Below are 21444 nucleotides of genomic sequence, written 5' to 3' on the forward strand. Positions count from 1 at the left end.
AGTTACCTATAAACCAAAAAATACATCCAGAAAGGAGTCACCCATGAACGCAACCCAACTCATCCAGTACCTATCCCCAACTAGCCCCCGCCGTATCAGGGTCATTGAAAATCTGCTGATCGGCAAACGCTCGGTTTCAACGCTATACTGGGGCATGCGATACGACCTGTTGAATTGGCTTGGCTACCAAAAACATCTGACGCGTGAAGAGATGGAAACAGCGGTGGCGGATACGGCTGATCAGGGGTTGATCACGGTCAACGACCTCCAGGCAGCATTAACACCGGCTGGAATCGCCCAGCAGACGGCTGACCAATCGGTACACTATCAGCCTCAGGCACTCGATATTCGGCTGAGTGTTGATATCCCTCAGTTTTGGCAACGCCTTTTACTCGCGGTGCAGGTGGTTTCTGAGTATAGTTACCATAACCGACAGTATTATCCATTGCGCGCAGACTACCGAAATCAGCGGGTTGTGAAGCAGTGGTTTAGTGCGCATAAGGCCGACGTTACCACAACGCTGCCAGAAGCGCTGACGTTATTTTTACAAACCCAACCGACCACCGTTGCCGATTTATTTGGCCAATTGCTGATGGGCCATGACACTCCCGGGTATACTTTGCGACAATTGACTGAAGCGGGAACAATGACCGTGGCGGAGGCGCAACTCATGGAGACAGACGCGATTTGTCAATTCGCAAAACAATTGATGCAAGCGCCTAACCACGTTTTACGGCCGTTACTGGCGGGGCTGCAGCAGTCACCAGTCAGCGACAGTGCGCTGGCAACGCTGAACGCGTTTCAGCAGGGTCAGTCGTTTGACCAGATCAGTCAACGGCGGCGGTTAAAACCCAGTACGGTGCGCGAACACTTGCTTGAAGCGGCAATCTTTTTACCGGTGACAGCGATTCCTTACGACCAGCTGTTACCGACTGAGATACAGGACGTTTTTCGCACCCGGCTGACTGGTCCAATCGATGACTGGCAGTACGAAACCGTCCGCGACGATGCGATAGAATTTTGGCAGTTTCGGCTGTACGCCATTTTAAGGAGTAAACAGACATGATCACTGAAGCCACGTTTTACCAGCAATTAAATGAGCAATACGGCTTCGATAGTTTTCGGCCGGGGCAGTTAGAAACGTTAACGGCGCTCGCAGCTGGCCAGCACGTGTTATCGATCATGCCGACCGGCGCGGGAAAATCCCTGATCTACGAGCTTTACGGTCGGGTGACACAGCAGCTAGTCGTCGTGGTGTCGCCGCTCATTGCACTGATGCAAGATCAGGTTGCCACGATGAACTACCACGGCGAAAAACGGGTGACGGCGCTGACATCAATGATGCCCTATAGTGAAAAGGTGTGGACCCTGGCACATTTAGACAATTATCGGTACCTGTTTGTGTCACCGGAAATGCTGACGCAAGAGAAGGTCATGGCGCGCTTGAGTCAGCTGAAAATCGGTTTGTTTGTGGTTGATGAGGCGCACTGCATTTCGACGTGGGGACCCGATTTTCGACCGGAATACCTGTTACTGGGGCGGACCCGTGAACAGTTGGGCGCACCCTTAACGCTGATGCTGACGGCGACGGCCACACCGCGAGTGCGTGAAGATATTAAACGACGGATGCGGTTGCCGGCAGCGAGTGAGATCACGCAACCCATTGACCGGCCGAACATCTATTTGCAGGTGGAAACCGTTGCTGACACTTCTGAAAAACAGCAACGCTTGGTTGCGCTGGTGAGTCAGTTAGCGAAGCCTGGTGTCGTTTATTTTTCCAGCAAGAAACTAGCCAATGAGATGGCAACGCTGATCAATGACCAAACGGCTTGTCGGGCGGCGGCGTACCACGCTGACCTGGCGGATGAGAGCCGCTTTAAGATCCAGCAGCAGTTCATGGCCAATCAGATCCAGGTGGTTTGTGCAACGAGTGCCTTTGGGATGGGCATCGACAAAAACGATGTTCGGTTCGTGATCCACTACCATTTACCGGTGGATATTGAAAATTACTGGCAGGAAGTCGGTCGCGCTGGCCGGGATGGTCAGCAGGCCATCGCTGTGTTACTGTATCAGCCAGGTGATGAGCAGATCGCAGACTTTTTGAGTCAGGTGGGGATTCCATCTGATGATGAGATCCACTTCTATTTTCAACAGGCAAAATTACCGGAATATGATACGGATCCGAAAGCGAACCTTGTGTGGTTCTATAAGCAACACGGGATGACGGAAGCACAGGTTCGGGAGCTGTTTACCAAGCGCCTGGCGCAACGCAACGGTGCGCTGCAGCAAATGGTGCGGTATGTGCGGACGGATAATTGTAAACGACGGTTCATTACCGGTTACTTTGGGCAGGCTCACATGACGCAGCCAGAAGCCTGTTGCGTGAGCGACACCCCAACGACGATTGCTGACCTTGGTCTGGAGACAACAGAACAATCACCGGTAAGGTCGGGATTACCCGACTGGCAGACTGTTTTGAATCAGCTATTTTTACGGGAAAAATAACCAAAATGATTTAGGGGTATGGTACAATTTGTAAGAACCTTTCTGAGGAGGGAATTTAATGGGTCAAAATAACGATGAACATTCAACCGAAAATAAATCTGAATCTAAGCCTTGGGATCAATCCTTTGCGGATGACCGGGATGATTCAGGGAACCTCTCGCGAACTAAGCGACACCGTCAAAACAATAACAACCGTTTGATCACGATCATTCTCGTTGCCATTATTATCATCATCGCCGTGGGATCATTGATCTACGGTTTAGCACGACAGAGTGCGATGAACAAACCGGCTTCTTCAGATACTGAAACGAGTCTGACAAGCCAAAAATCAACCAAGTCGAGTCACGCTTCTTCTAAGAAGGCGTCTAGTGACAAGACTAAGACCGCTTCGAAAAAGGCTTCTTCTAAGGCGAAAGCCAGTTCGAAGGAGACGTCTTCCACCACGGCTGCTGATACGGGTAGTACCGAGCAAGCAGCCTCGTCATCCACGACCAGCTATGCGGCGTCCTCAAGCACGGCTAGCGCCACGACCAGTTCCAGTACGGCTTCTTCAACAAAGAGCACCAGCGGCAAGTCATACGCCACTGTTGGCTCTGGTCAGGGGATGTATCGGGTAGCTGTCAATAACGGAATCTCCGTTCAAAAGTTAGAGGAACTAAATGGTCTGTCGGCAAATTCCACTTTGACGCCAGGCCAAAAATTGCGTGTTAAATAAATTTTTTATGTAGGTGAGAATAGATAATGGGTAGTAAAGGGATACAAGTTGCGATCGACGGGCCGGCCTCCGCTGGTAAGAGTACGGTTGCTAAAAAAATCGCCAACCGGTTTCAATACATTTATTGTGATACTGGGGCCATGTACCGCACCGTGACGTTAAAGGCAATGCAACAGGGGGTCGCACTGGATGACCCGGAGGCATTGGCTGAGATGCTGAAGCACACGGCCATTACGTTTAAGCCGGGAGATCCCGAACAATTAGTCTTCCTTGACGGCAATGACGTGACCGCCGCCATTCGTCAGGAGGACGTGACCAACAACGTTTCCACGACGGCAGCTCAGGGTACCGTTCGGGCAGACCTGACGAATCGGCAACGTGAAATTGCGGATGCGGGCGGCATTGTCATGGATGGACGCGACATTGGGACGACGGTCTTACCGGATGCCCAGGTGAAGATCTTTTTAGTTGCCAGTGTTGAAGAACGCGCCCAACGCCGGTTTAAGGATAATGCAGAAAAGGGGATCCATACCCCGATCGATGTGTTACGCCACGAAATTGAAGTGCGGGACCACAAAGATTCCACGCGGGCAATCTCGCCGCTGACACAGGCTGCGGATGCCGTTAAACTTGATACAACGTCATTGTCAATTGATGATGTTGTTGATAAGATCAGTGCTATAATTGACCAAAATACAGAGAAATCGAATTAATCGCGTCAACCTACTGGTATTATTGACCATTTTCGGTTAAAATTGACATTGGAGTTGTCGTAAGGAGGAAAAGTTCGTATGAGTGAAAACAATGCAAATGAGAACAACGATTTATTAAATGCTTTAAACAGCATCGAAACCGTTAACGTCGGTGATGTGGTCAAGGGTGAAATCTTAGCCATTGATGATGATAAGCAAGCAATCGTTGGTATCGAAGGTACCGGTATTGAAGGGGTCGTTCCACAAAAGGAACTCTCAACAAAACCAGTTGCTGATATTAATGACGTCGTTAAAGTTGGGGATAAGTTAGACTTAGTTGTCATTTCCCGCATCGGTAACGATAAGGAAGGCGGCAGCTACTTACTTTCAGTTCGTCGTTTGGAAGCCCGTAAAGTATGGGATGACATCCAAAAGAAGTTCGAAGCTGGTGAAACAATTGACGCCCCTGTTACCCAAGTGGTTAAGGGTGGCTTAGTTGTTGACGCTGGTGTTCGTGGCTTCGTTCCAGCTTCAATGATCAGTGATCACTTCGTTGAAGATCTTAACCAGTTTAAGGGTCAAACATTGACCTTTAAGATTATCGAAATCGAACCAAGCGAAAACCGTCTGATTCTTTCTCACCGTGCAATCGTTGAAGAAGAAAAGGCTGCTAAGCGTGAAGAAGTATTGGCTAACATCCAGGCTGGTGACACTGTTACCGGGACTGTTGCCCGTTTGACTAACTTCGGTGCCTTTGTTGACTTAGGCGGCGTTGATGGGTTGGTTCACGTTTCTGAAATTGCTTACGAACGTGTTGACAAGCCTTCAGATGTCTTGAAGACTGGCCAAGAAGTTAAGGTTAAGGTCCTTTCAGTCGACCCAGACCGTGACCGGATCTCACTTTCAATCAAGCAAACCCTACCAGAACCTTGGGACGGTATCGAAGAAAAAGCTCCTGAAGGCGCAGTGCTTGAAGGAACCGTTAAGCGTCTGACCAGCTTTGGTGCCTTTGTGGAAGTCTTCCCTGGTGTTGAAGGGTTAGTTCACATTTCACAAATCGCCCATGAACACATTGCTACCCCTAATGATGTGTTATCAACTGGCGAAAAGGTTCAAGTCAAGGTTCTGGAAGTACATCCAGAAGCACATCGTTTGGCCTTATCCATCAAAGCTTTGAAGGAAAAGCCAGCATCTAGCGAGCTAGAAAAGAAGCAATCAGCTCCTCGTCGTCAAAACAACAACAACAACAGTAACAACAATCGTCAAAATGTTGTTTCAACTGACGATGATGACGCTGGCTTTACTTTAGGTGACCTGATCGGTGACCAATTAAAGAAAGCACAAGATTCAGATAACGACTAGTCCTAGTTTATTCTAAGGGACAACATAACAGGTTGGGACGAAGGTGATTCGCCCTAACCTGTTTTGTTTTTGGAAACGATTTTATGTTTGAAAGAAGGGATTACAATGAGTATGCCAACTGTTGCCATCGTTGGCCGGCCAAACGTGGGGAAGTCCACGATCTTCAACCGAATTGCTGGCGACCGGATCTCCATTGTTGAAGACACGCCTGGGGTCACCCGGGACCGGATCTACGCACACGGCGAGTGGCTCAGCAACACGTTCAGTATGATCGACACTGGTGGGATCGATGTCGGTGACGAACCATTTTTAAAACAGATCACTGAACAAGCCGAAGTGGCCATTGATGAAGCAGATGTGATCGTCTTTGTGGTCAGTGCACGTGAAGGCGTGACTGACTCTGACGAAAAGGTTGCTCAGATTTTGTATCGGGCCAATAAACCCGTCATTCTAGCGGTCAATAAAGCTGATAATCCAGAACAGCGACAAGATATTTACGACTTTTATTCACTCGGGTTCGGTGATCCGTACCCCATTTCTGGAGCTCACGGATTGGGACTTGGCGACCTGCTTGATGCCGTTGTGAAAGCCTTTCCTGACGAAACAGGCGATGTTGAGGATACCAGTACTCGGTTCAGTCTGATTGGCCGACCAAACGTTGGGAAGTCCTCCTTGGTCAATGCCTTGCTGGGGGAAGACCGGGTAATCGTTTCAGATATTGCTGGGACGACTCGGGATGCCATTGACACAAAGTTTGTGACCGACAATGGTGATGAATTTACCATGGTTGACACGGCTGGTATTCGAAAACGCGGTAAGGTGTACGAAAATACTGAGCGTTACAGTGTCATGCGTGCGATGAAGGCTATCGATAATTCTGATGTTGTGTTGTTTGTGCTTAATGCTGAAGAAGGCATTCGCGAACAGGATAAAAAGGTTGCCGGTTATGCGCACGAAGCTGGCCGCGGCATCATTATTCTGGTCAACAAGTGGGATGCCATCAAGAAGAACAATCAGAGTCTGCATGACTTTGAGATCCATGTGCGTGAAGAATTCCAGTATCTAGCGTACGCGCCAATGCTGTTTGTTTCCGCTAAGACGCATCAGCGGTTGCATGAGCTGCCAGAACTGATCAAGAAGGTCTCCGTGAACCACAACAAGCGGGTCCAGTCTTCAACACTCAATGACGTGTTGATGGATGCCGTTGCAATGAATCCAACGCCAACCGATAACGGAAAACGGTTGCGGATCTTCTATGCAACGCAGGTTGCGGTGGCACCACCGACCTTTGTGATTTTTGTGAATGATCCAGAACTCATGCATTTTTCGTATGAACGTTATCTGGAAAACCAAATTCGCGAACATTTTGACTTTAGTGGGACACCAATTCATTTAATTGAACGACACAGGAAGTAGAATCTGTTGTCAAGTGAAAATGACGAAAGACGCCGTTATGTCGCGTTTTTCGCCATTTTTTAGCTAAATTTTATTCAAATATTACAAAACTAAATAAAAGTCGATGAAATTCACTCAAAAACGTTAAAAAGCCTTGCTGTGAAAGGCTTTCTGTGCTATCTTAGAAACAGAAATGATACGGAGAGCCGTTATTATTTCAATAGCTGATTTCAAATTCTGAGATCAACTAGATGAGATAAATTTGTACTCATCATAATTCATCCGAGGAGGTGAATCATTCATGGCAAACAAAGCACAACTTGTTAACGATGTTGCAGCAGCAACCGGTTTAACTAAGAAGGACGCAACTGCTGCAGTTGATGCAGTATTTGATTCAGTTCAAGCAACTTTGGCTAAGGGCGAGAAGGTACAATTAATCGGCTTTGGTAACTTCGAAGTTCGCGAACGGGCAGCTCGTAAGGGTCGCAACCCACAAACGGGCGATGAAATCCAAATTCCTGCAAGCAAAGTACCAGCATTCAAGCCTGGTAAAGCTTTGAAGGATGCTGTTAAATAATTCATTTTATTAAACAGTGGGCCAACCTGAGAAATTGGGTTGGCCTTTTTGTATGGTGCGGAACGGGGCGGTTAAGGAGCGGAGCGTAAGGCATCCATGACATAAAGCCTGGTCTTTGGCTTTGTGTCATGGATCCTTACGCGCAGCCTCCTTGCCCCGCGTAGCCTGATTAGGCTTGAGGAGAGGGGAGCGGAATGTAAAACGGGGCTTTTTTTGGTGTAAGAATCAACGACATGGTGCGGAAGAAGGGCGCCCCTAAGGTGGAGCACAAGGGGGAGCAGAATGTACGTCAGGTCTTCTTTATTTAAAGATAGCATTCCCGAATATGGTGCTAGGTAGACGCTGAAACAACTGAAAAAAGTACCATATGCGTAGCTTCGTTGAAAAAGCCCTATGCCCAATAAATTAATAATGGCTCAACAAAACAAGGAAAATAATAAAAAGTTATTTTAACTTAAAAAAAACAAACAACAAAAACCCACCACCCAAAGCGTCAAATTTGCCCAACCTGCCCATCTTATGCTATGTTAGTAGTTATGGAATTCAATAATGGAGGCGGCCCATGAGCTACTCAGAAGAAGCGTTAGATCAACTGGATCGTGGTCAGTTAGATAAATTTAAGAAGGCTTATGCCAGCGCGTTACGCCACGATGACGATGACACACTTTATAATTTAGCAGAAGAACTTTATACGCTCGGATTTTTGAATCAATCTCGGCGGATCTATGAAAAATTATTGGAACGGTACCCAGAAGAAGACGATATTCGGGTCAATTTAGCCGATATTGCGATCGATGAGGACAAAAACGATGAAGCATTGGATTACCTTAACCAGGTCAGCGAAGACTCCGAGGCCTATGTGCGGTCGCTGATGGTCGCAGCTGACTTGTATCAGACACAAGAATTATTTGAAGTCAGTGAGCAAAAACTCTTGCAGGCGCAAGCGTTAGCACCTGAGGAACCGGCGATTATTTTTGCGTTGGCAGAGCTGTACTTTACGATGCGTGAATTTACTAAGGCGATTCCGCTCTATCTTGATTTGATCAAGCAGGGGGTCCCAGAGTTCAGCTCAGTCAATTTGGTTGAACGGATCGGGGTAGCTTACGCCAATGCCGGACGGTTTGAACAAGCAATCGGGTATTTAAAACAAGTTCATTCGGGAGACATGACACCAGATGTTAAGTTTGAAACCGGATTCACATACTTGCAGCTGAAGGATGATAAGATGGCCATTCAACTGCTGAGTGAATTGAAAGACAGTGACCCACAATACACCAGTTTGTATATTCCGCTGGGGCAAGCGCTGGTTGACGAAAATCGATTAGATGAGGCGCTAACGACGTTACAAGAAGGGCTGGGTGTTGACCAGTATAATGAAAAACTATGGTCTTACGCGGCCGATATTGCGGCTCGTGTGAGCGATGAGCAGCTGACTGAACAGTATCTGAAAAAAGGTAACGCGCTAGACGCGGAAGATCTGGATATTGTGATTAAATTATCGAACTTATACGTAAAGCAGGAGCGCTACCAGGATACGGTTGACTTCTTAACAAACTACGTGCAAGAAGATAACCTTGACCCGCAGATCTACTGGAATCTGGCGACGTCATACGCCCAATTGGAAAATTACGATCAGGCACTGAAGTTCTACCAAGCGGCCGAGCCGTACTTCATGGATCAGGCGGACTTTTTGAAGCCGGCCGTCTACTTCTTCAGGGAAGCCGGCCAGCGTGAGGAAACAGTTAAGCTGTTGCAGGCTTATCTGAAGGTGGTGCCCGATGATTCTGAAATGGCCTTGATGCTGGAAGAATTACAGGATGATACCTACTAAATCACAAGAAGGAACTACGTGTAACTGGCGCAGTTCTTTTTTTAAATAGAAAAATAGAATAAATAGTTACTTTAACATATTAAAACTTAAAATAAAAAACACCCACTAGGAGTGTTTAAACCAGGTTCGCTTGGGCCGCTGATAGGTGAACCCTTCACCAATGGCCTCACTGACATCAAAAATCGTCATAAACGCGTTTTGATCCAAATCGCTAACGATCATTTGCAGGTCATGCAGTTCGCCTGGACTCACTACGATGTAGAGCACGGGACGGTCCTTATGTGAATAACCGCCTTCACCATGCAGGATACTGACACCGCGACCAAGCGAGGTCATGACTTCATCAGTAATTTCCTGAGTTGCGTTGCTGACAATTAGCACGCCTTTGGCCGAATAGGTCCCACTTAGGATGAAATTAACGATTCTTGAAAAGACGTAGGAACACAGAATCGTGTACGCCATGTGGCGAATGTCAATGTAAATGAGCGACGCACACAAAACGATGACGTCTAACCACAGCAGGGTTTGACCCATTGGAATGCCACGGAACCGTTCAAGGATTCGTGCGACAATGTCAGTGCCGCCGGTGGTGCCGCCGTAACGGTAGAGTAAGCCGCTGCCAGCACCGCCTGTCAGACCGGCTGCCATTCCGGCCAAGAATAAATCGTGGTGCAGCGGCAGGACGAATGGCACCCGTTGCCAGATCCACAGGAACAGCGACAGCATTACTGTTCCGTATAATGTATAAACAATGGCCCGCCGACCAAGAAACCGATAGCCAATGATAATAAGTGGAATGTTGATGACGATGGTTGAGTAGGCGGGGTTGATCTTAAACAACGCCCGCAAAATCAACGTGATCCCGCTGATTCCGCCATCCGCCAAGTGGTTGGCAATGTTGATGTAAACCAAGGCAAACGCGTACCCGGCGCATCCAATCGCGATCATTAATAAATCCAGCGGTCGAATGCGTTCTTCTGGTTTATTGACCATAATGCACGCCCCCTTAATAATGGTGAAAGTCCTTTTTCATCATAGCATACTCAACGACTAGAGTCGCGCCATGCCAGCTGTATCACCAAAATTTCAGAGTTGGGTTATTGGAAAATCACAATTCCAGGTTTAGGCCGACCGGCAAAATATGGTACTATAGTGAAGACTTTGAAAGGGTAGATCAGACATGAGAATTGAGACATTACCAGAAGAATTTATCACAGCCCAGCCGATTATCGATACCATTGATGCGGCGGGCTACGAAGCCTATTTTGTGGGCGGGTCGGTACGCGACACCTTGCTGGGGCTGCCGATTCATGATGTGGATATTGCGACAAGTGCGTACCCGCAGGAGGTCAAACAGCTTTTTAAGCGCACGGTCGACACTGGCATCGAACACGGGACGGTGATGATCCTGGATCACGGAACGGGCTATGAAACAACGACGTTTCGAACAGAATCCGGCTATCAGGATTATCGCCGTCCGGATTCAGTGACCTTTGTGCGGTCGTTGCAGGAGGATCTCAAACGGCGTGATTTCACGATCAACGCCTTAGCACTCCGGAGCAACGGAACCATTGTGGACTACTTTAATGGTCTCGATGATTTAAAGACCAAACGCATTCGTGCCGTGGGCAACGCAGATGAACGGTTTAATGAAGATGCGCTGCGTATGATGCGGGCTGTCCGATTCGCGAGCCAGCTTGATTTTGATGTCGATCCGGCCACGATTCAAGGCATTACCCACCATGGGCCACTCTTAGAGAAAATTGCGGTGGAACGGATTCACGTTGAATTCGTGAAGATGCTGCAGGGTAACTGGCCTGCAAAGGGGTTCCAATTATTTTTAGATACTGGCCTTTACCAGTATTGTCCAGATTTTAAAACGCAATTACCGGCTTTACAAGCGCTCACCACGCGCTTGACGGGTTCAGTTGGCAATGAAACGGCCGTTTGGACGCTGATCTGCACGCAGCTTGGGTTGCAGGGGCGTCAGATCGACCAGTTTCTCAAACACTGGAAGAGCGCCAACCATTTGATCGATGATGTCCGGATCGCAACGGACATGGTACTGGCGATTCAAGCCGAAAAGCTGGATGACTGGGTGCTCTACCAAACAGGTGAAGCGCTCATTCCCATCGCAACCCAGATTGCGACGCTCATGGGTGCGACCGACGTTGACGCTACTGATCTGGTCGCCAGGTATCGCGGACTTGCCATTAAGTCCAAAAAGGAACTGGCTGTCTCTGGGCAATCCCTGATGGCAGCCGGTATTAAGCCGGGTCCCATCCTTGGTAAATTATTGAACACGTTAGAGTACCGCGTCGCTACAGGTGAACTGCCGAATGACGCCGAAAAACTCACAGGCGCGGCACTCCAATTAGCAAATTCATAACTATATTTAGAAAGCGTGACATCATGCAGACATTACGAGCTGAAAACTTAACGCGAACTTACGGCGAAAAAACGTTGTTTGATCAAATTAGTTTTATTATTAATGAACACGACCGAATTGGTCTGATTGGGACGAACGGGAGTGGTAAAACATCGCTGCTCAACACCCTGGCCGGTTTGGCGCAGTACCATGGCGACATCATTACGCCAAATGATTACAGTATTGCCTACCTGACCCAAACGCCTGAGTTAAATCCTGACCAAACGGTGATGGATGCTGTCTTCTCCGGCTCACAGAAGGTGTTTCAGGTGATCCGGTACTACGAAGACACCCTCGCAGCCTACAGTAATGATCCGGAAAATGAGGATCTGCAAAAAAAGTACATGGCAGCTGAAGCACAAATGAACGAAGCTGATGCCTGGACAGCTGAAAGTGATGTCAAAACGATTTTGACGCAACTGCACATTACGGATCTGACACAAAAAATTGGCACCATGTCCGGTGGCCAGCAAAAACGGGTCGGGTTGGCCCAGGTGCTGATCCGGTCACCGGATCTCTTACTGCTGGATGAACCGACCAACCATTTGGATTTCGATTCCATTGATTGGTTACAGAATTACTTAGCCAATTACAAGGGCGCCTTACTCGTCGTTACTCATGACCGGTACTTTCTGGATCAGGTTGCCAACCATATCTGGGAGTTGTCGTTTGGCCGACTTTTCAGCTACGACGGTAATTACCAGGATTTCGTTGGTCAAAAGGCAGAGCGAGTCGAATTAGAGGCGTCACAAGACCATAAACAGCAGCAGTTATACAAGCAGGAACTCGCTTGGATGAAAGCTGGCGCTCATGCGCGTTCCACAAAGCAACAGGCACGGATCAACCGATTTAACGACCTTGAAGCCAATCTTGGCACCACACCGGTTGAACACGATGTCTCCATTGACCTTGGGCAGACTCGGCTTGGCAAGCAGGTGATTGAACTTCAGCATGCCAACTTGACCTTGGGCGACCACCACATTCTGAATGATTTTAGTCTGCTGGTTCAAGCAGGTGACCGCATTGGAATTTCCGGTGAAAACGGGGCTGGTAAGTCGTCGCTCCTGAATGTCATGGCGGATCGGCTACCGTTAGATTCCGGTACGCTCATCATTGGCGAAACGGTCAAAATGGCTTACTATACCCAACAGACTGAGCCAATTCCAGACGACAAGCGGATCATCAACTATTTGAGTGAAGTTGGTCAAAATGTAACCGATAAATCCGGCAATAAAATTTCCGTCTCCGAACTATTGGAGCAGTTCCTTTTTCCGCGATTCATGCACGGCACACTGATTCGGAAACTCTCTGGTGGTGAAAAACGGCGACTCTATCTGCTGAAACTCTTGATGGAACAGCCGAACGTTTTATTCCTGGACGAACCGACGAACGATTTGGATATTGGGACGTTAACGGTGCTGGAAGACTATGTTAAGCACTTCAATGGCACGGTGATCACCGTTTCCCATGACCGGTATTTCTTGGATAAAGTGACGGATAAGCTGCTATTCTTTGACGGGAATGCCAAAATCGAATCGTATAGTGGGCTGTTTACGGACTATTTGGCCCAGCAAACAGCAGCTAAGACTGAGTCGACCACGAGTAAAAAGGCTAAGGCAGTCAAGTCAGATGTTGACGCGCCAGCAGCACCTGTTAAAAAAGAAAAAACCAAGCTGACTTACAAGGAACAACAAGAATGGGCAACAATTGAAGATGAAATTGACGCCCTTGAGACAAAAAAGGCTGATTTGGAGTCTCAAATGACGCAAAATGGTGACAACTATGATAAATTAGCGTCATTACAATCTGACTTTGAGGAAACGGATCAAGCGTTGGACGATAAAATGGCCCGCTGGGACTATTTGAGTCAGTACGCGGAGTAGCTAGAATTGATATTGGAGTAGAGAGGAAGCTGGCAGTAATGTTAGAAGACGCTTATTTAGACTTACAACGATTTGTTTTAGAGAACGGCAACCGGAAATCTGACCGAACGGGAACGGGAACTATCAGTACCTTTGGTTACCAAATGCGGTTTGACCTCAGCAAGGGGTTTCCGTTGCTGACGACCAAGAAAGTGCCGTTTGGTTTGATTAAAAGTGAACTCCTCTGGTTTTTACATGGGGACACCAACATTCAGTATTTGCTGAAACACAAGAACCACATCTGGGACGAGTGGGCCTTTAAGAACTTTATTGAATCAAATGACTATACCGGACCAGACATGACTGACTTGGGGCGCCGTTCACTGGTAGATGCTGATTTTAATGCGCAGTATAAGGAACAAATGACGGCGTTTTGTGACCGAATCGTCAACGACGATGCCTTTGCTGAACAGTATGGCAACCTTGGCGACGTCTACGGCTCACAGTGGCGGGCGTGGAAGACACGGCAGGACGATACGATCGACCAAATTAGTGATGTGATCGAGACGTTGCGGACGCACCCGGATTCACGGCGCATGATCGTTTCCGCGTGGAATCCTGAAGATGTGCCAAGTATGGCGCTACCACCGTGTCACACGATGTTTCAATTTTACGTGGCTGATGGCAAACTCAGCTGCCAACTTTACCAACGAAGTGCGGACATTTTTCTTGGTGTGCCGTTTAATATCGCAAGTTACGCCTTACTGACAAACTTGATTGCTAAAGAAGTTGGTCTGGCACCTGGCGATTTTGTCCACACGCTTGGCGACGCTCATATTTACTTAAACCACATTGATCAAGTCAAAGAACAGCTCAGGCGCAAACCATCTGACATTCAACCACAACTTGAGTTGAACCCAGACAAGTCGTCGATCTTTGATTACGACATGAAGGACATTCACGTGACCGACTACCATCCAGCGCCAGCCATAAAGGCGCCGGTTGCCGTTTAGGAGGTTGCAAATGATTTTTATTTGGGCCGAAGACAACAACCATGGCATCGGGTATAAGGGCAACTTACCCTGGCACTTGTCTTCTGATATGCGCTTCTTTAAACGCACAACTACCGGCAACACACTGGTGTCTGGCAGCCGCACTTTTGCGTCCTATGGCAAGCCGCTGCCGCACCGGAAAAATATCGTGTTGACGACCAATCGTCACAAGACCTATCCGGAGGGCGTTCTCGTGTTGCATAGTGTCGACGACCTGCTGACTTATGAGGACCACCACCCAGATGAAACTATCTATATTAGTGGCGGTGCCAAGGTGTTTGCAAGTCTCTTGCCTTACGTCGACGAGTTATTGCGGACGCGGATCGACCATGAGTTTAAGGTCGATACCTACATGCCGGACATTGACTATTCACAGTTTGAGTTGGTTTCTAGCGAAGCTGGGGTTGTGGATGAGAAAAGTCCTTATGTGCATTATTTTGAAGCGTTTAAACGACGGTAAAATAAAAGGCCGCGCAGTCTGGGTGATTGCGCGGCCTTTTTTGAGCCTGAATTTTGAGGATTTTTTGCTGATTTTAATCGTTGAAGATTCGTTTTAAGATTGATTTAAGAGCTTTTAGTAGTTGGCTTTCTAGGCCACCGTGCCGAAACGAGTTCCGGAAGGCAAGGGGCGGCCATGTAACGGACTCTGACAAAAAATCCAGGATCGGGATTTTCTGCCAGAGTCCGTTACATTCTGCCCCTTAAACGCCTTCCTCCACTCTCTACGCATACAAATACACCGAAAAAAACATCAAAATCGTCCCAAGCAACACAAACAAATGCCAAATAACGTGGCCGAATTTTATATTTTTGAAACTGTAAAGGACTGCGCCCGCCGTGAAGGCTACGCCGCCTAATACTAACAAGAGAAAGCCGTGGGGCCCCAGGCCGTTATAGAGTGGTTTGAAGCCCAGGACACAGAACCAGCCCATGACCACGTATAGGATCGTGGACAGTTTTTGAAATTTTCCTAGCCAAAGACTCTTGTAGATGATACCCAGAACCGCAGTGACCCAAGTGACACCGAATATAACCCATCCTAGCGTGCCTCTAATGACGACTAGGCAGTAAGGGGTATAAGTGCCCGCAATGAGTAAATAAATGGCACAGTGGTCGAAAATTTGGAACACGTGGCTCGCCTTAGTGAAGTAGAGGCTGTGGAACATGGTCGAGGCAAGGTAAAACAGCACCAGAATTGCACCGTAGACGGTATACGCTGTAATGCGCATTGCGCCGCCAAGGTGAACTGCTCTGATGATCAGGAGCACCAGACCGGCAATACTGAGGCCGACGCCGATGCCGTGCGTGACCGAGTTTAAAACTTCATTAATGATTTGATAGCGTCGTGAAAACTGCGGCGCCACTGATCGTTTTTGTTTCTGGTTTGATTGAAGCAAGAAAAGACCTCCCATAAATGCTGGTGGGTCACCAAACACCCGTAATAAAATTATGAAAACACCCGCTAAATCTGCTATACTATTAGCGAATCGTTTTCGTGCTACTCGTGACATTGTAGCATGAAATGACAACCTTTTGGGAAGAAAGCGTGGTTATAACCAATTATGGCAAGTGTAAAGATAGTAACGGACTCTTCGGCGGGACTGACGGACGAAGAAGTCGAAAAATACCACATTACGATCGTGCCATTGACGGTCATGATCGATGATGTCGTTTATGTCGAACGGCATACGATTACGAACGAAGAATTTATTAATAAGATGGAAAGCTCAAAAACGTTCCCTAAGACCAGTCAACCACCGCTGGGGGACTTTATTAAGGTCTTTGACGAACTGGGCGCAGACGGCAGTTCTGTGGTCTGTTTGGACATGCTGGAAGGTATCAGCGGCACAGTGCACACAGCTGAACAGGCAGCAACCATCAGTAAGACTGACGTGACCGTTATTGACAGTGGCACCACCGACCGGGCGCTTGCGCTTCAGGTCATCGCAGCGGCGAAGCTGGCACAGCAGGGCGGCAGCAAAGAAGACGTTCTGGCCGTGATCGACAAGGTGCGCAACCACACCAAGTTGTTTATGGGTGTCATGACCTTAAGCAATCTGGTGAAGGGTGGCCGAATCAGCCGGGTCACTGGCGCAATTTCGTCACTCCTTAACATTAAGATCGTCCTGCAGGTCGGTGACGGTAATTTGGACATTCGGACAAAGGGCCGCGGCGCCAAACCGATCGACCGCTACTTCGACCAGGTCGTTGAACAGATGAAGGGGTTGAAGATCAATGCGATCGGTATCTCCCACGTAAACGCGATGGGGGAAGTTAAACGTCTGACGGACAAGCTCCAACCACTGTTTCCGAACGTGGACATTCTGGTCCGTGAAACGGTGCCAATCATTGCTACCCATGGTGGACCGGGCGCGTTTGCGTTGATCTACTCCTATGATTAAGATAGCCAAATGGACAAAAGTGTGATAAAGTCGAGAATTCAGAAGTGAATTCTTGATTTTTTCTTATATTGGGATTTGTCAACTTGGCATTCTCAGCGAATCTCAGTACCATTAACGCCAAATGACTTCAGATAATACGGCGAATGCGCGCCGTAAGTGTGAAAAAATAAGGAGTGTTGGTTTTAATGCGTCGATTAGTAAAATGGGTTGTGGCTGTGGTCGTGATCATCGTTCTTGGTGTTGGCGGTTATTGGCTGTTTCAGCAGCACAAGACGACCACAACTGAGCAGGATAAAACACCAGCGACTAAACAGGTCAAGCTGGTCGCAATTGGGGACTCCCTCACTCAGGGAATCGGGTACGCCAACGACCATAAAGGGTATTTACCGGATTTGAAAAACGATTTGCAGAAGGCATACTATGTGAAACTAAGTTCAAGCAATTATGGCATTGGCGGGCTACGGTCTGACCAGATCGATAAACGCGTTCGGACGAATCAAAAAGAACGGGCTTCGCTGAAAAAGGCGAACGTGATCACGTTGACGGTGGGTGGTAATGACTTACTGCAGAGTCTTGAAAAAAGCATCTTTGTATCTAGCAATAAGCAGTTAGATAGCAAGCTGACACCAGTGAAGAAAACCTACCGAAAGAAAGTTCAACGCCTGATCAAAGACATTCGTGCCGTGAATCCAAATGCAACCATTTATATGTTTGGTATATACAATCCGGTCTATGTTTACTTCACAAATGCCACGATGATCACCAATGCGGTGGCGCAGTGGAACGTTGTAAACAAATCAGTGGCACAACAAAGTGATAATGTTCACTTTGTCAGCATCAGTAAACAACTGACTTATGGCCAGTACCAATCAGCTGCATCAAAGGCCAAGTTAAAACAAGAAGTGACGAAGTCGAACAGTAAATACGTGTCGGCCTCGTCAGTCGAGAGTCTGTTACAGAACCAGACCAGCAAAGAAAAGAATGACTACCTATCTGACGAAGATCATTTTCACCCCAATCATCGGGGTTATCGGTACATGGCAAAGACCTTGGCTGGCGTGATGGGCAAGTACGAATCGTGGCAATCAAAATAGTGGGGTGATACGGTGCAACGTTCAGCACAAACAAAACAAAAACAACCAAGAAATCCGTGGAAGTGGGGCTTTTTAGGGCTGGTGCTCATTATCGTTATTGGATTTATCTTCCTTTTGACCCAGTTCACGGGGGCATCATCCGTTAAACAGCCAACTGCAACTACGGCTAAAAGTGCCGCTAGTTTCAATGTGAGCCTTAACAAGAAGCAATTAAACGCGATGTCAGACTATTATCTGGACCGATTCCAGGATAAGAATGACTCACAAATGAACTATAAGTTTCACGTAAAAAACGATGCAGTGGTTACCGGCCAGGCCAAGGTATTAGGCATCACGGTGCACTTTGGGTTATCATTGACGCCGAAGTTGCTGAAGAACGGTAACGTTCAGCTGAAAGCAAAGAAACTTGCGGTTGGCCAGCTCAGCGTGCCGGTTAAGGCAGTGATGAGTTACATTAAGAAATCCTATAACTTGCCAAAATGGGTCGTTTTAGATACCAAACAAAAAACAATTACGCTGAACTTGAATGCCTTTCGAACAAAGGGTGTGCAGTACCGGGCAACGAAGATCGACATGAGCAGTGCCGGCAAGTTTGAATTTAAAGTCTTAATTCCTAAAAAGTAACCAGCATCAACAGAACAAAGGGGTGATCTGATGCGAAGAAGTTTTTACCAATATCTCATGACACTGCGCAACCCAGAAGACCACGGATCCGTGGCTGAGTTTGCGAACAATGCGTTCTTAGACCAGGCGTTTCCAAAACAGGATACGCACTTTGACAGCATTTCAAAATATCTTGAAGAAAATGCGCCTTACTTACCGTCCATGACCATTTTTGATGAGGCTTGGACGATGTACCAGGCAGCGGAATAGTGAGGAGAGAGTAACAATGGCAACAATTCAGTGGTTTCCTGGCCACATGGCCAAGGCCATCCGTCAACTGGAAGAAAATCTACACGTGGTCGACATTGTGTTTGAACTCGTTGATGCCCGCATTCCGGACGCCTCACGAAATCCAGAGATCGAACGGCTGATCAAAGACAAACCGCATTTGATGATCCTGACCAAGAGTGATCTGGCTGATCCCGCTCAGACCAAAAATTGGATCGCGCATTTCAAGGCAATGGGACTGCCAGCCATTGCGGTGGATTCAAAGGCTAATATCACAACCAAAACAGTGACAAAAATTGCCCAATCTATTTTGGGAGATAAACTCGCTGCCGAACAGCAAAAGGGGCTGAAAGAGCGGCCAATTCGCGCGATTACTGTGGGCATTCCGAACGTCGGGAAATCCACATTGCTGAACCGCCTTGTTAACAAACGGGTCGCCCAGGTCGGCGATACGCCTGGTGTGACAAAGGGTCAGCAGTGGCTGCGGTCCTCTTCAAAACTGTCCTTGCTGGATACGCCAGGGATTTTATGGCCAAAGTTTGAAGATGAAGAAACGGGGCAGAAGCTTGCTCTGACCGGTGCCATCAAGGATAAGCGGTTTGCGAGTGATGACGTGGCCTTGTTTGCGTTGCACTTTTTCCGTGAAACTTACCCCGAAGCGCTGCCTGAACGGTACAAACTTTCCGATGCAGATCTCGACTTATCTGACGTTGATCTCCTATTGGCCATCACCAAGAAAATTGGGATGAAGGATGACTATGACCGGGCAAGCGAACGACTGATCCAAGATACCAGAAAGGCTAAGTTGGGACGGTATACCTTAGACAGAATGGACGGCGATAGGAATGACTGATAGACGTTCCATTGCCGACTATAAAAAAGGATTTATGGCCGTTACTTCTGAAACGGATCCGTTGTTTGTCGAAGCAGCTGCAGATTCGCGCAAGGGCGTTCAACAGCTGATCGCCCAAACTCATAAACGGCTCGCCAAGTTAGCCGACGCAAAAAACGCTTTTGAGAAGCGTTTTTTTTATGAAAACCAAGCTCGGGATAAAGGGCGCACAGTGATCGCCGGTATTGATGAAGTTGGCCGCGGACCGTTGGCTGGGCCGGTCATCAGTTGTGCCATTGTGTTACCTGCAGATTTTGACGTATTGGGTGTGAATGATTCCAAACAACTCAGTGACCATAAGCGCGAGGAACTGTACCCGCAGATCTTAAACGAAGCAGTCAGTGTCGGCATCGGGTGGGCTTCAGCTCAGCAGATCGATGACCTGAATATCTATCAAGCAACACGGGTCGCAATGCTTGAAGCGGTCAATCATTTAACCGTCAAACCGCAGCAATTACTCATTGATGCCATGAGCATCGACACTGATATTCCACAACTCAAGCTCATTAAGGGTGATGCCAAGAGTATCAGTATTGGGGCTGCCAGCATCGTGGCCAAAGTTTTCCGTGACCACGTGATGCAGAGCTATGACCAGCGTTACCCCGGTTATGAATTTAGCCATAATGCAGGGTACGGTACGAAAGCGCACCTGGCTGGTCTTGCCCAGTTAGGCCCAACACCCATTCACCGAAAAACGTTTGCGCCAGTTTCAGACTTTTTTTAACCATTTTGCGATTATCCTGCGTAGTTACTTCTAGGAACAAACAAAGGAGTGACAACCCATGGATAAACGACGATTATTACTGCGTCTCAGATTAGCGAAGGGCATTGGCATTAAGGGCGAAACATTGATCTACCAGTGGCTTCAGGCACATCCGACCGGTGTTAAACGACTATTGCCTGAAGACATGGCCCGCATTGCAAACCTCAATCCAACAAAAGCCAAGCAATTTTATACCAGTTTTACCAGTCAGCAACTCAGTGACGTGTTGACGCGCCACTTAAATGAAGCCAACTGGCTGACGATTTTGGACAAGCACTATCCTGCCCAACTCAAGGAAAGTTATTTGCCACCGAACGTGCTCTTTTATCAAGGTAATCTTGCCTTATTAACGGCGGGCAAACTACTCGGCGTTGTGGGCGCCAGGGAACCGAATCAATATGCCCAAACGGCGATGAAACGGCTTTTACCGCAACCGATTCAGCAAAACCACGTGATCGTTTCCGGCTTAGCAAAGGGCGTTGACGCGCTCAGTCACCGATTGGCCATTCATGCCGGTGGGCATACGATTGGCGTTATTGGTACGGGGCTGAACCTCACGTATCCTGCCCAAAATCGTAAGTTACAAGCGTACATGGCCGCTCACGAACTGGTCTTAATCGAGTATCCGATCGGTGACGTGGGCAAGCCGCACCATTTTGTGGAGCGCAACCGCATCATCGCAGGATTGACGGAAACGGTGTTGGTCGTTCAGGCCAAACAACATAGTGGCAGTTTAATCACTGCCAACCTTGCCATTCAAAATAATCGAAATGTTTTAGCGGTTCCCGGACGGATCGATGACCCCCTTTCAGCAGGGTGCAACGAACTGATCCTAGCGGGCGCTAAACCCGTGCTAACACCGCAACACATCCTTGAAGAATTTTTGTAATATCACCTGCAATTAAGAGCCGATTTCAACGGTCACCGACACATTTGCGCACTATAATATAGTAGTTCTTTGGTTGACAATCCATTTTTTATGA

The 21444-nt window shown here is 47.8% G+C and carries 21 protein-coding genes; 19 read left to right on the forward strand and 2 right to left on the reverse strand.

Annotated elements, in window-relative coordinates; translation table 11 throughout:
• Window positions 1–43 precede the first annotated feature (43 nt).
• The 8 genes from AYR61_RS11845 to AYR61_RS11880 all read left to right on the forward strand — a co-directional run bounded on the left by AYR61_RS11845 (window position 44) and on the right by AYR61_RS11880 (window position 9077).
• Window positions 44–1066 (forward strand): helix-turn-helix domain-containing protein, encoded by a 1023-nt coding sequence (locus AYR61_RS11845; RefSeq protein ID WP_065903125.1) that lies wholly within the window; start codon window positions 44–46, stop codon window positions 1064–1066.
• Window positions 1063–2505 carry a RecQ family ATP-dependent DNA helicase gene (locus AYR61_RS11850; RefSeq protein ID WP_083215548.1) on the forward strand — a complete coding sequence of 481 codons (1443 nt, stop codon included), beginning with the start codon at window positions 1063–1065 and terminating at the stop codon, window positions 2503–2505. The genes AYR61_RS11845 and AYR61_RS11850 overlap by 4 nt, the downstream gene beginning before the upstream one ends.
• A 58-nt stretch (window positions 2506–2563) precedes the next feature.
• Window positions 2564–3220 (forward strand): LysM peptidoglycan-binding domain-containing protein, encoded by a 657-nt coding sequence (locus AYR61_RS11855; RefSeq protein ID WP_065903127.1) that lies wholly within the window; start codon window positions 2564–2566, stop codon window positions 3218–3220.
• Window positions 3221–3246: 26 nt separating this feature from the next.
• Entirely contained in the window at window positions 3247–3933 is a 687-nt protein-coding gene (gene cmk / locus AYR61_RS11860; RefSeq protein ID WP_065903130.1) for a (d)CMP kinase, read from the forward strand.
• Between the two features lie 78 nt (window positions 3934–4011).
• Complete coding sequence (gene rpsA, locus AYR61_RS11865) at window positions 4012–5274, forward strand: 30S ribosomal protein S1 (RefSeq protein ID WP_065903132.1); 1263 nt, start codon at window positions 4012–4014, stop codon at window positions 5272–5274.
• A 105-nt stretch (window positions 5275–5379) separates the two neighbouring features.
• The gene (gene der, locus AYR61_RS11870) at window positions 5380–6690 is read left to right on the forward strand and encodes a ribosome biogenesis GTPase Der (protein ID WP_054709999.1); all 1311 of its coding nucleotides are present in this window, start codon (window positions 5380–5382) and stop codon (window positions 6688–6690) included.
• 280 nt (window positions 6691–6970) lie between these two features.
• The gene (locus tag AYR61_RS11875) at window positions 6971–7246 is read left to right on the forward strand and encodes an HU family DNA-binding protein (protein ID WP_054702092.1); all 276 of its coding nucleotides are present in this window, start codon (window positions 6971–6973) and stop codon (window positions 7244–7246) included.
• Between the two features lie 562 nt (window positions 7247–7808).
• The gene (locus AYR61_RS11880; RefSeq protein ID WP_056987959.1) at window positions 7809–9077 is read left to right on the forward strand and encodes a tetratricopeptide repeat protein; all 1269 of its coding nucleotides are present in this window, start codon (window positions 7809–7811) and stop codon (window positions 9075–9077) included.
• Between the two features lie 105 nt (window positions 9078–9182).
• Here the strand turns inward: AYR61_RS11880 and AYR61_RS11885 are convergent, their stop codons facing one another.
• Window positions 9183–10070, reverse strand: a complete 888-nt coding sequence (locus AYR61_RS11885) for a YitT family protein (RefSeq protein WP_054709996.1) — start codon at window positions 10068–10070, stop codon at window positions 9183–9185.
• 187 nt (window positions 10071–10257) lie between these two features.
• On the opposite strand from AYR61_RS11885, the gene AYR61_RS11890 reads away from it, so the two are divergent.
• The 4 genes from AYR61_RS11890 to AYR61_RS11905 are packed head-to-tail and all read left to right on the forward strand — an operon-like array spanning window position 10258 to window position 14879.
• Complete coding sequence (locus AYR61_RS11890; RefSeq protein ID WP_054709994.1) at window positions 10258–11466, forward strand: CCA tRNA nucleotidyltransferase; 1209 nt, start codon at window positions 10258–10260, stop codon at window positions 11464–11466.
• Between the two features lie 23 nt (window positions 11467–11489).
• Window positions 11490–13388: an ABC-F family ATP-binding cassette domain-containing protein gene (locus AYR61_RS11895; protein ID WP_065903134.1), complete on the forward strand. Its 1899-nt coding sequence runs from the start codon at window positions 11490–11492 to the stop codon at window positions 13386–13388.
• Between the two features lie 38 nt (window positions 13389–13426).
• On the forward strand, window positions 13427–14380 hold the full coding sequence (locus AYR61_RS11900) for a thymidylate synthase (protein ID WP_065903135.1): 954 nt from the start codon (window positions 13427–13429) through the stop codon (window positions 14378–14380).
• A 10-nt stretch (window positions 14381–14390) separates the two neighbouring features.
• Entirely contained in the window at window positions 14391–14879 is a 489-nt protein-coding gene (locus AYR61_RS11905; protein ID WP_054709988.1) for a dihydrofolate reductase, read from the forward strand.
• Window positions 14880–15141: 262 nt separating this feature from the next.
• On the opposite strand, the gene trhA is transcribed toward AYR61_RS11905, so the two are convergent.
• A complete protein-coding gene (trhA, locus tag AYR61_RS11910) occupies window positions 15142–15783 on the reverse strand; it encodes a PAQR family membrane homeostasis protein TrhA (RefSeq protein WP_225356543.1) in 642 nt (213 codons plus the stop codon).
• Window positions 15784–15981: 198 nt separating this feature from the next.
• Here trhA and AYR61_RS11915 point away from each other — a divergent pair, with 198 nt between their 5' ends.
• The 7 genes from AYR61_RS11915 (at window position 15982) to dprA (ending at window position 21350) form a co-directional block, all read left to right on the forward strand.
• Window positions 15982–16821 (forward strand): DegV family protein, encoded by an 840-nt coding sequence (locus AYR61_RS11915; RefSeq protein WP_056987961.1) that lies wholly within the window; start codon window positions 15982–15984, stop codon window positions 16819–16821.
• Window positions 16822–17006: 185 nt separating this feature from the next.
• Window positions 17007–17915 carry a GDSL-type esterase/lipase family protein gene (locus tag AYR61_RS11920; protein ID WP_065903137.1) on the forward strand — a complete coding sequence of 303 codons (909 nt, stop codon included), beginning with the start codon at window positions 17007–17009 and terminating at the stop codon, window positions 17913–17915.
• A gap of 12 nt (window positions 17916–17927) precedes the next feature.
• A complete protein-coding gene (locus tag AYR61_RS11925; RefSeq protein WP_065903138.1) occupies window positions 17928–18539 on the forward strand; it encodes a YpmS family protein in 612 nt (203 codons plus the stop codon).
• A 30-nt stretch (window positions 18540–18569) separates the two neighbouring features.
• A complete protein-coding gene (locus AYR61_RS11930) occupies window positions 18570–18788 on the forward strand; it encodes a YozE family protein (RefSeq protein WP_054709977.1) in 219 nt (72 codons plus the stop codon).
• A gap of 16 nt (window positions 18789–18804) precedes the next feature.
• Window positions 18805–19659 (forward strand): ribosome biogenesis GTPase YlqF, encoded by an 855-nt coding sequence (gene ylqF / locus AYR61_RS11935; RefSeq protein WP_054709973.1) that lies wholly within the window; start codon window positions 18805–18807, stop codon window positions 19657–19659.
• Complete coding sequence (locus AYR61_RS11940; protein WP_065903139.1) at window positions 19652–20422, forward strand: ribonuclease HII; 771 nt, start codon at window positions 19652–19654, stop codon at window positions 20420–20422. Before ylqF ends, AYR61_RS11940 begins: the two co-directional genes overlap by 8 nt.
• A 58-nt stretch (window positions 20423–20480) precedes the next feature.
• Window positions 20481–21350: a DNA-processing protein DprA gene (gene dprA, locus AYR61_RS11945; RefSeq protein ID WP_065903141.1), complete on the forward strand. Its 870-nt coding sequence runs from the start codon at window positions 20481–20483 to the stop codon at window positions 21348–21350.
• Window positions 21351–21444 lie beyond the last annotated feature (94 nt).

The sequence above is a fragment of the Secundilactobacillus paracollinoides genome (assembly GCF_001702155.1).
GTDB classification, from domain to species: domain Bacteria; phylum Bacillota; class Bacilli; order Lactobacillales; family Lactobacillaceae; genus Secundilactobacillus; species Secundilactobacillus paracollinoides.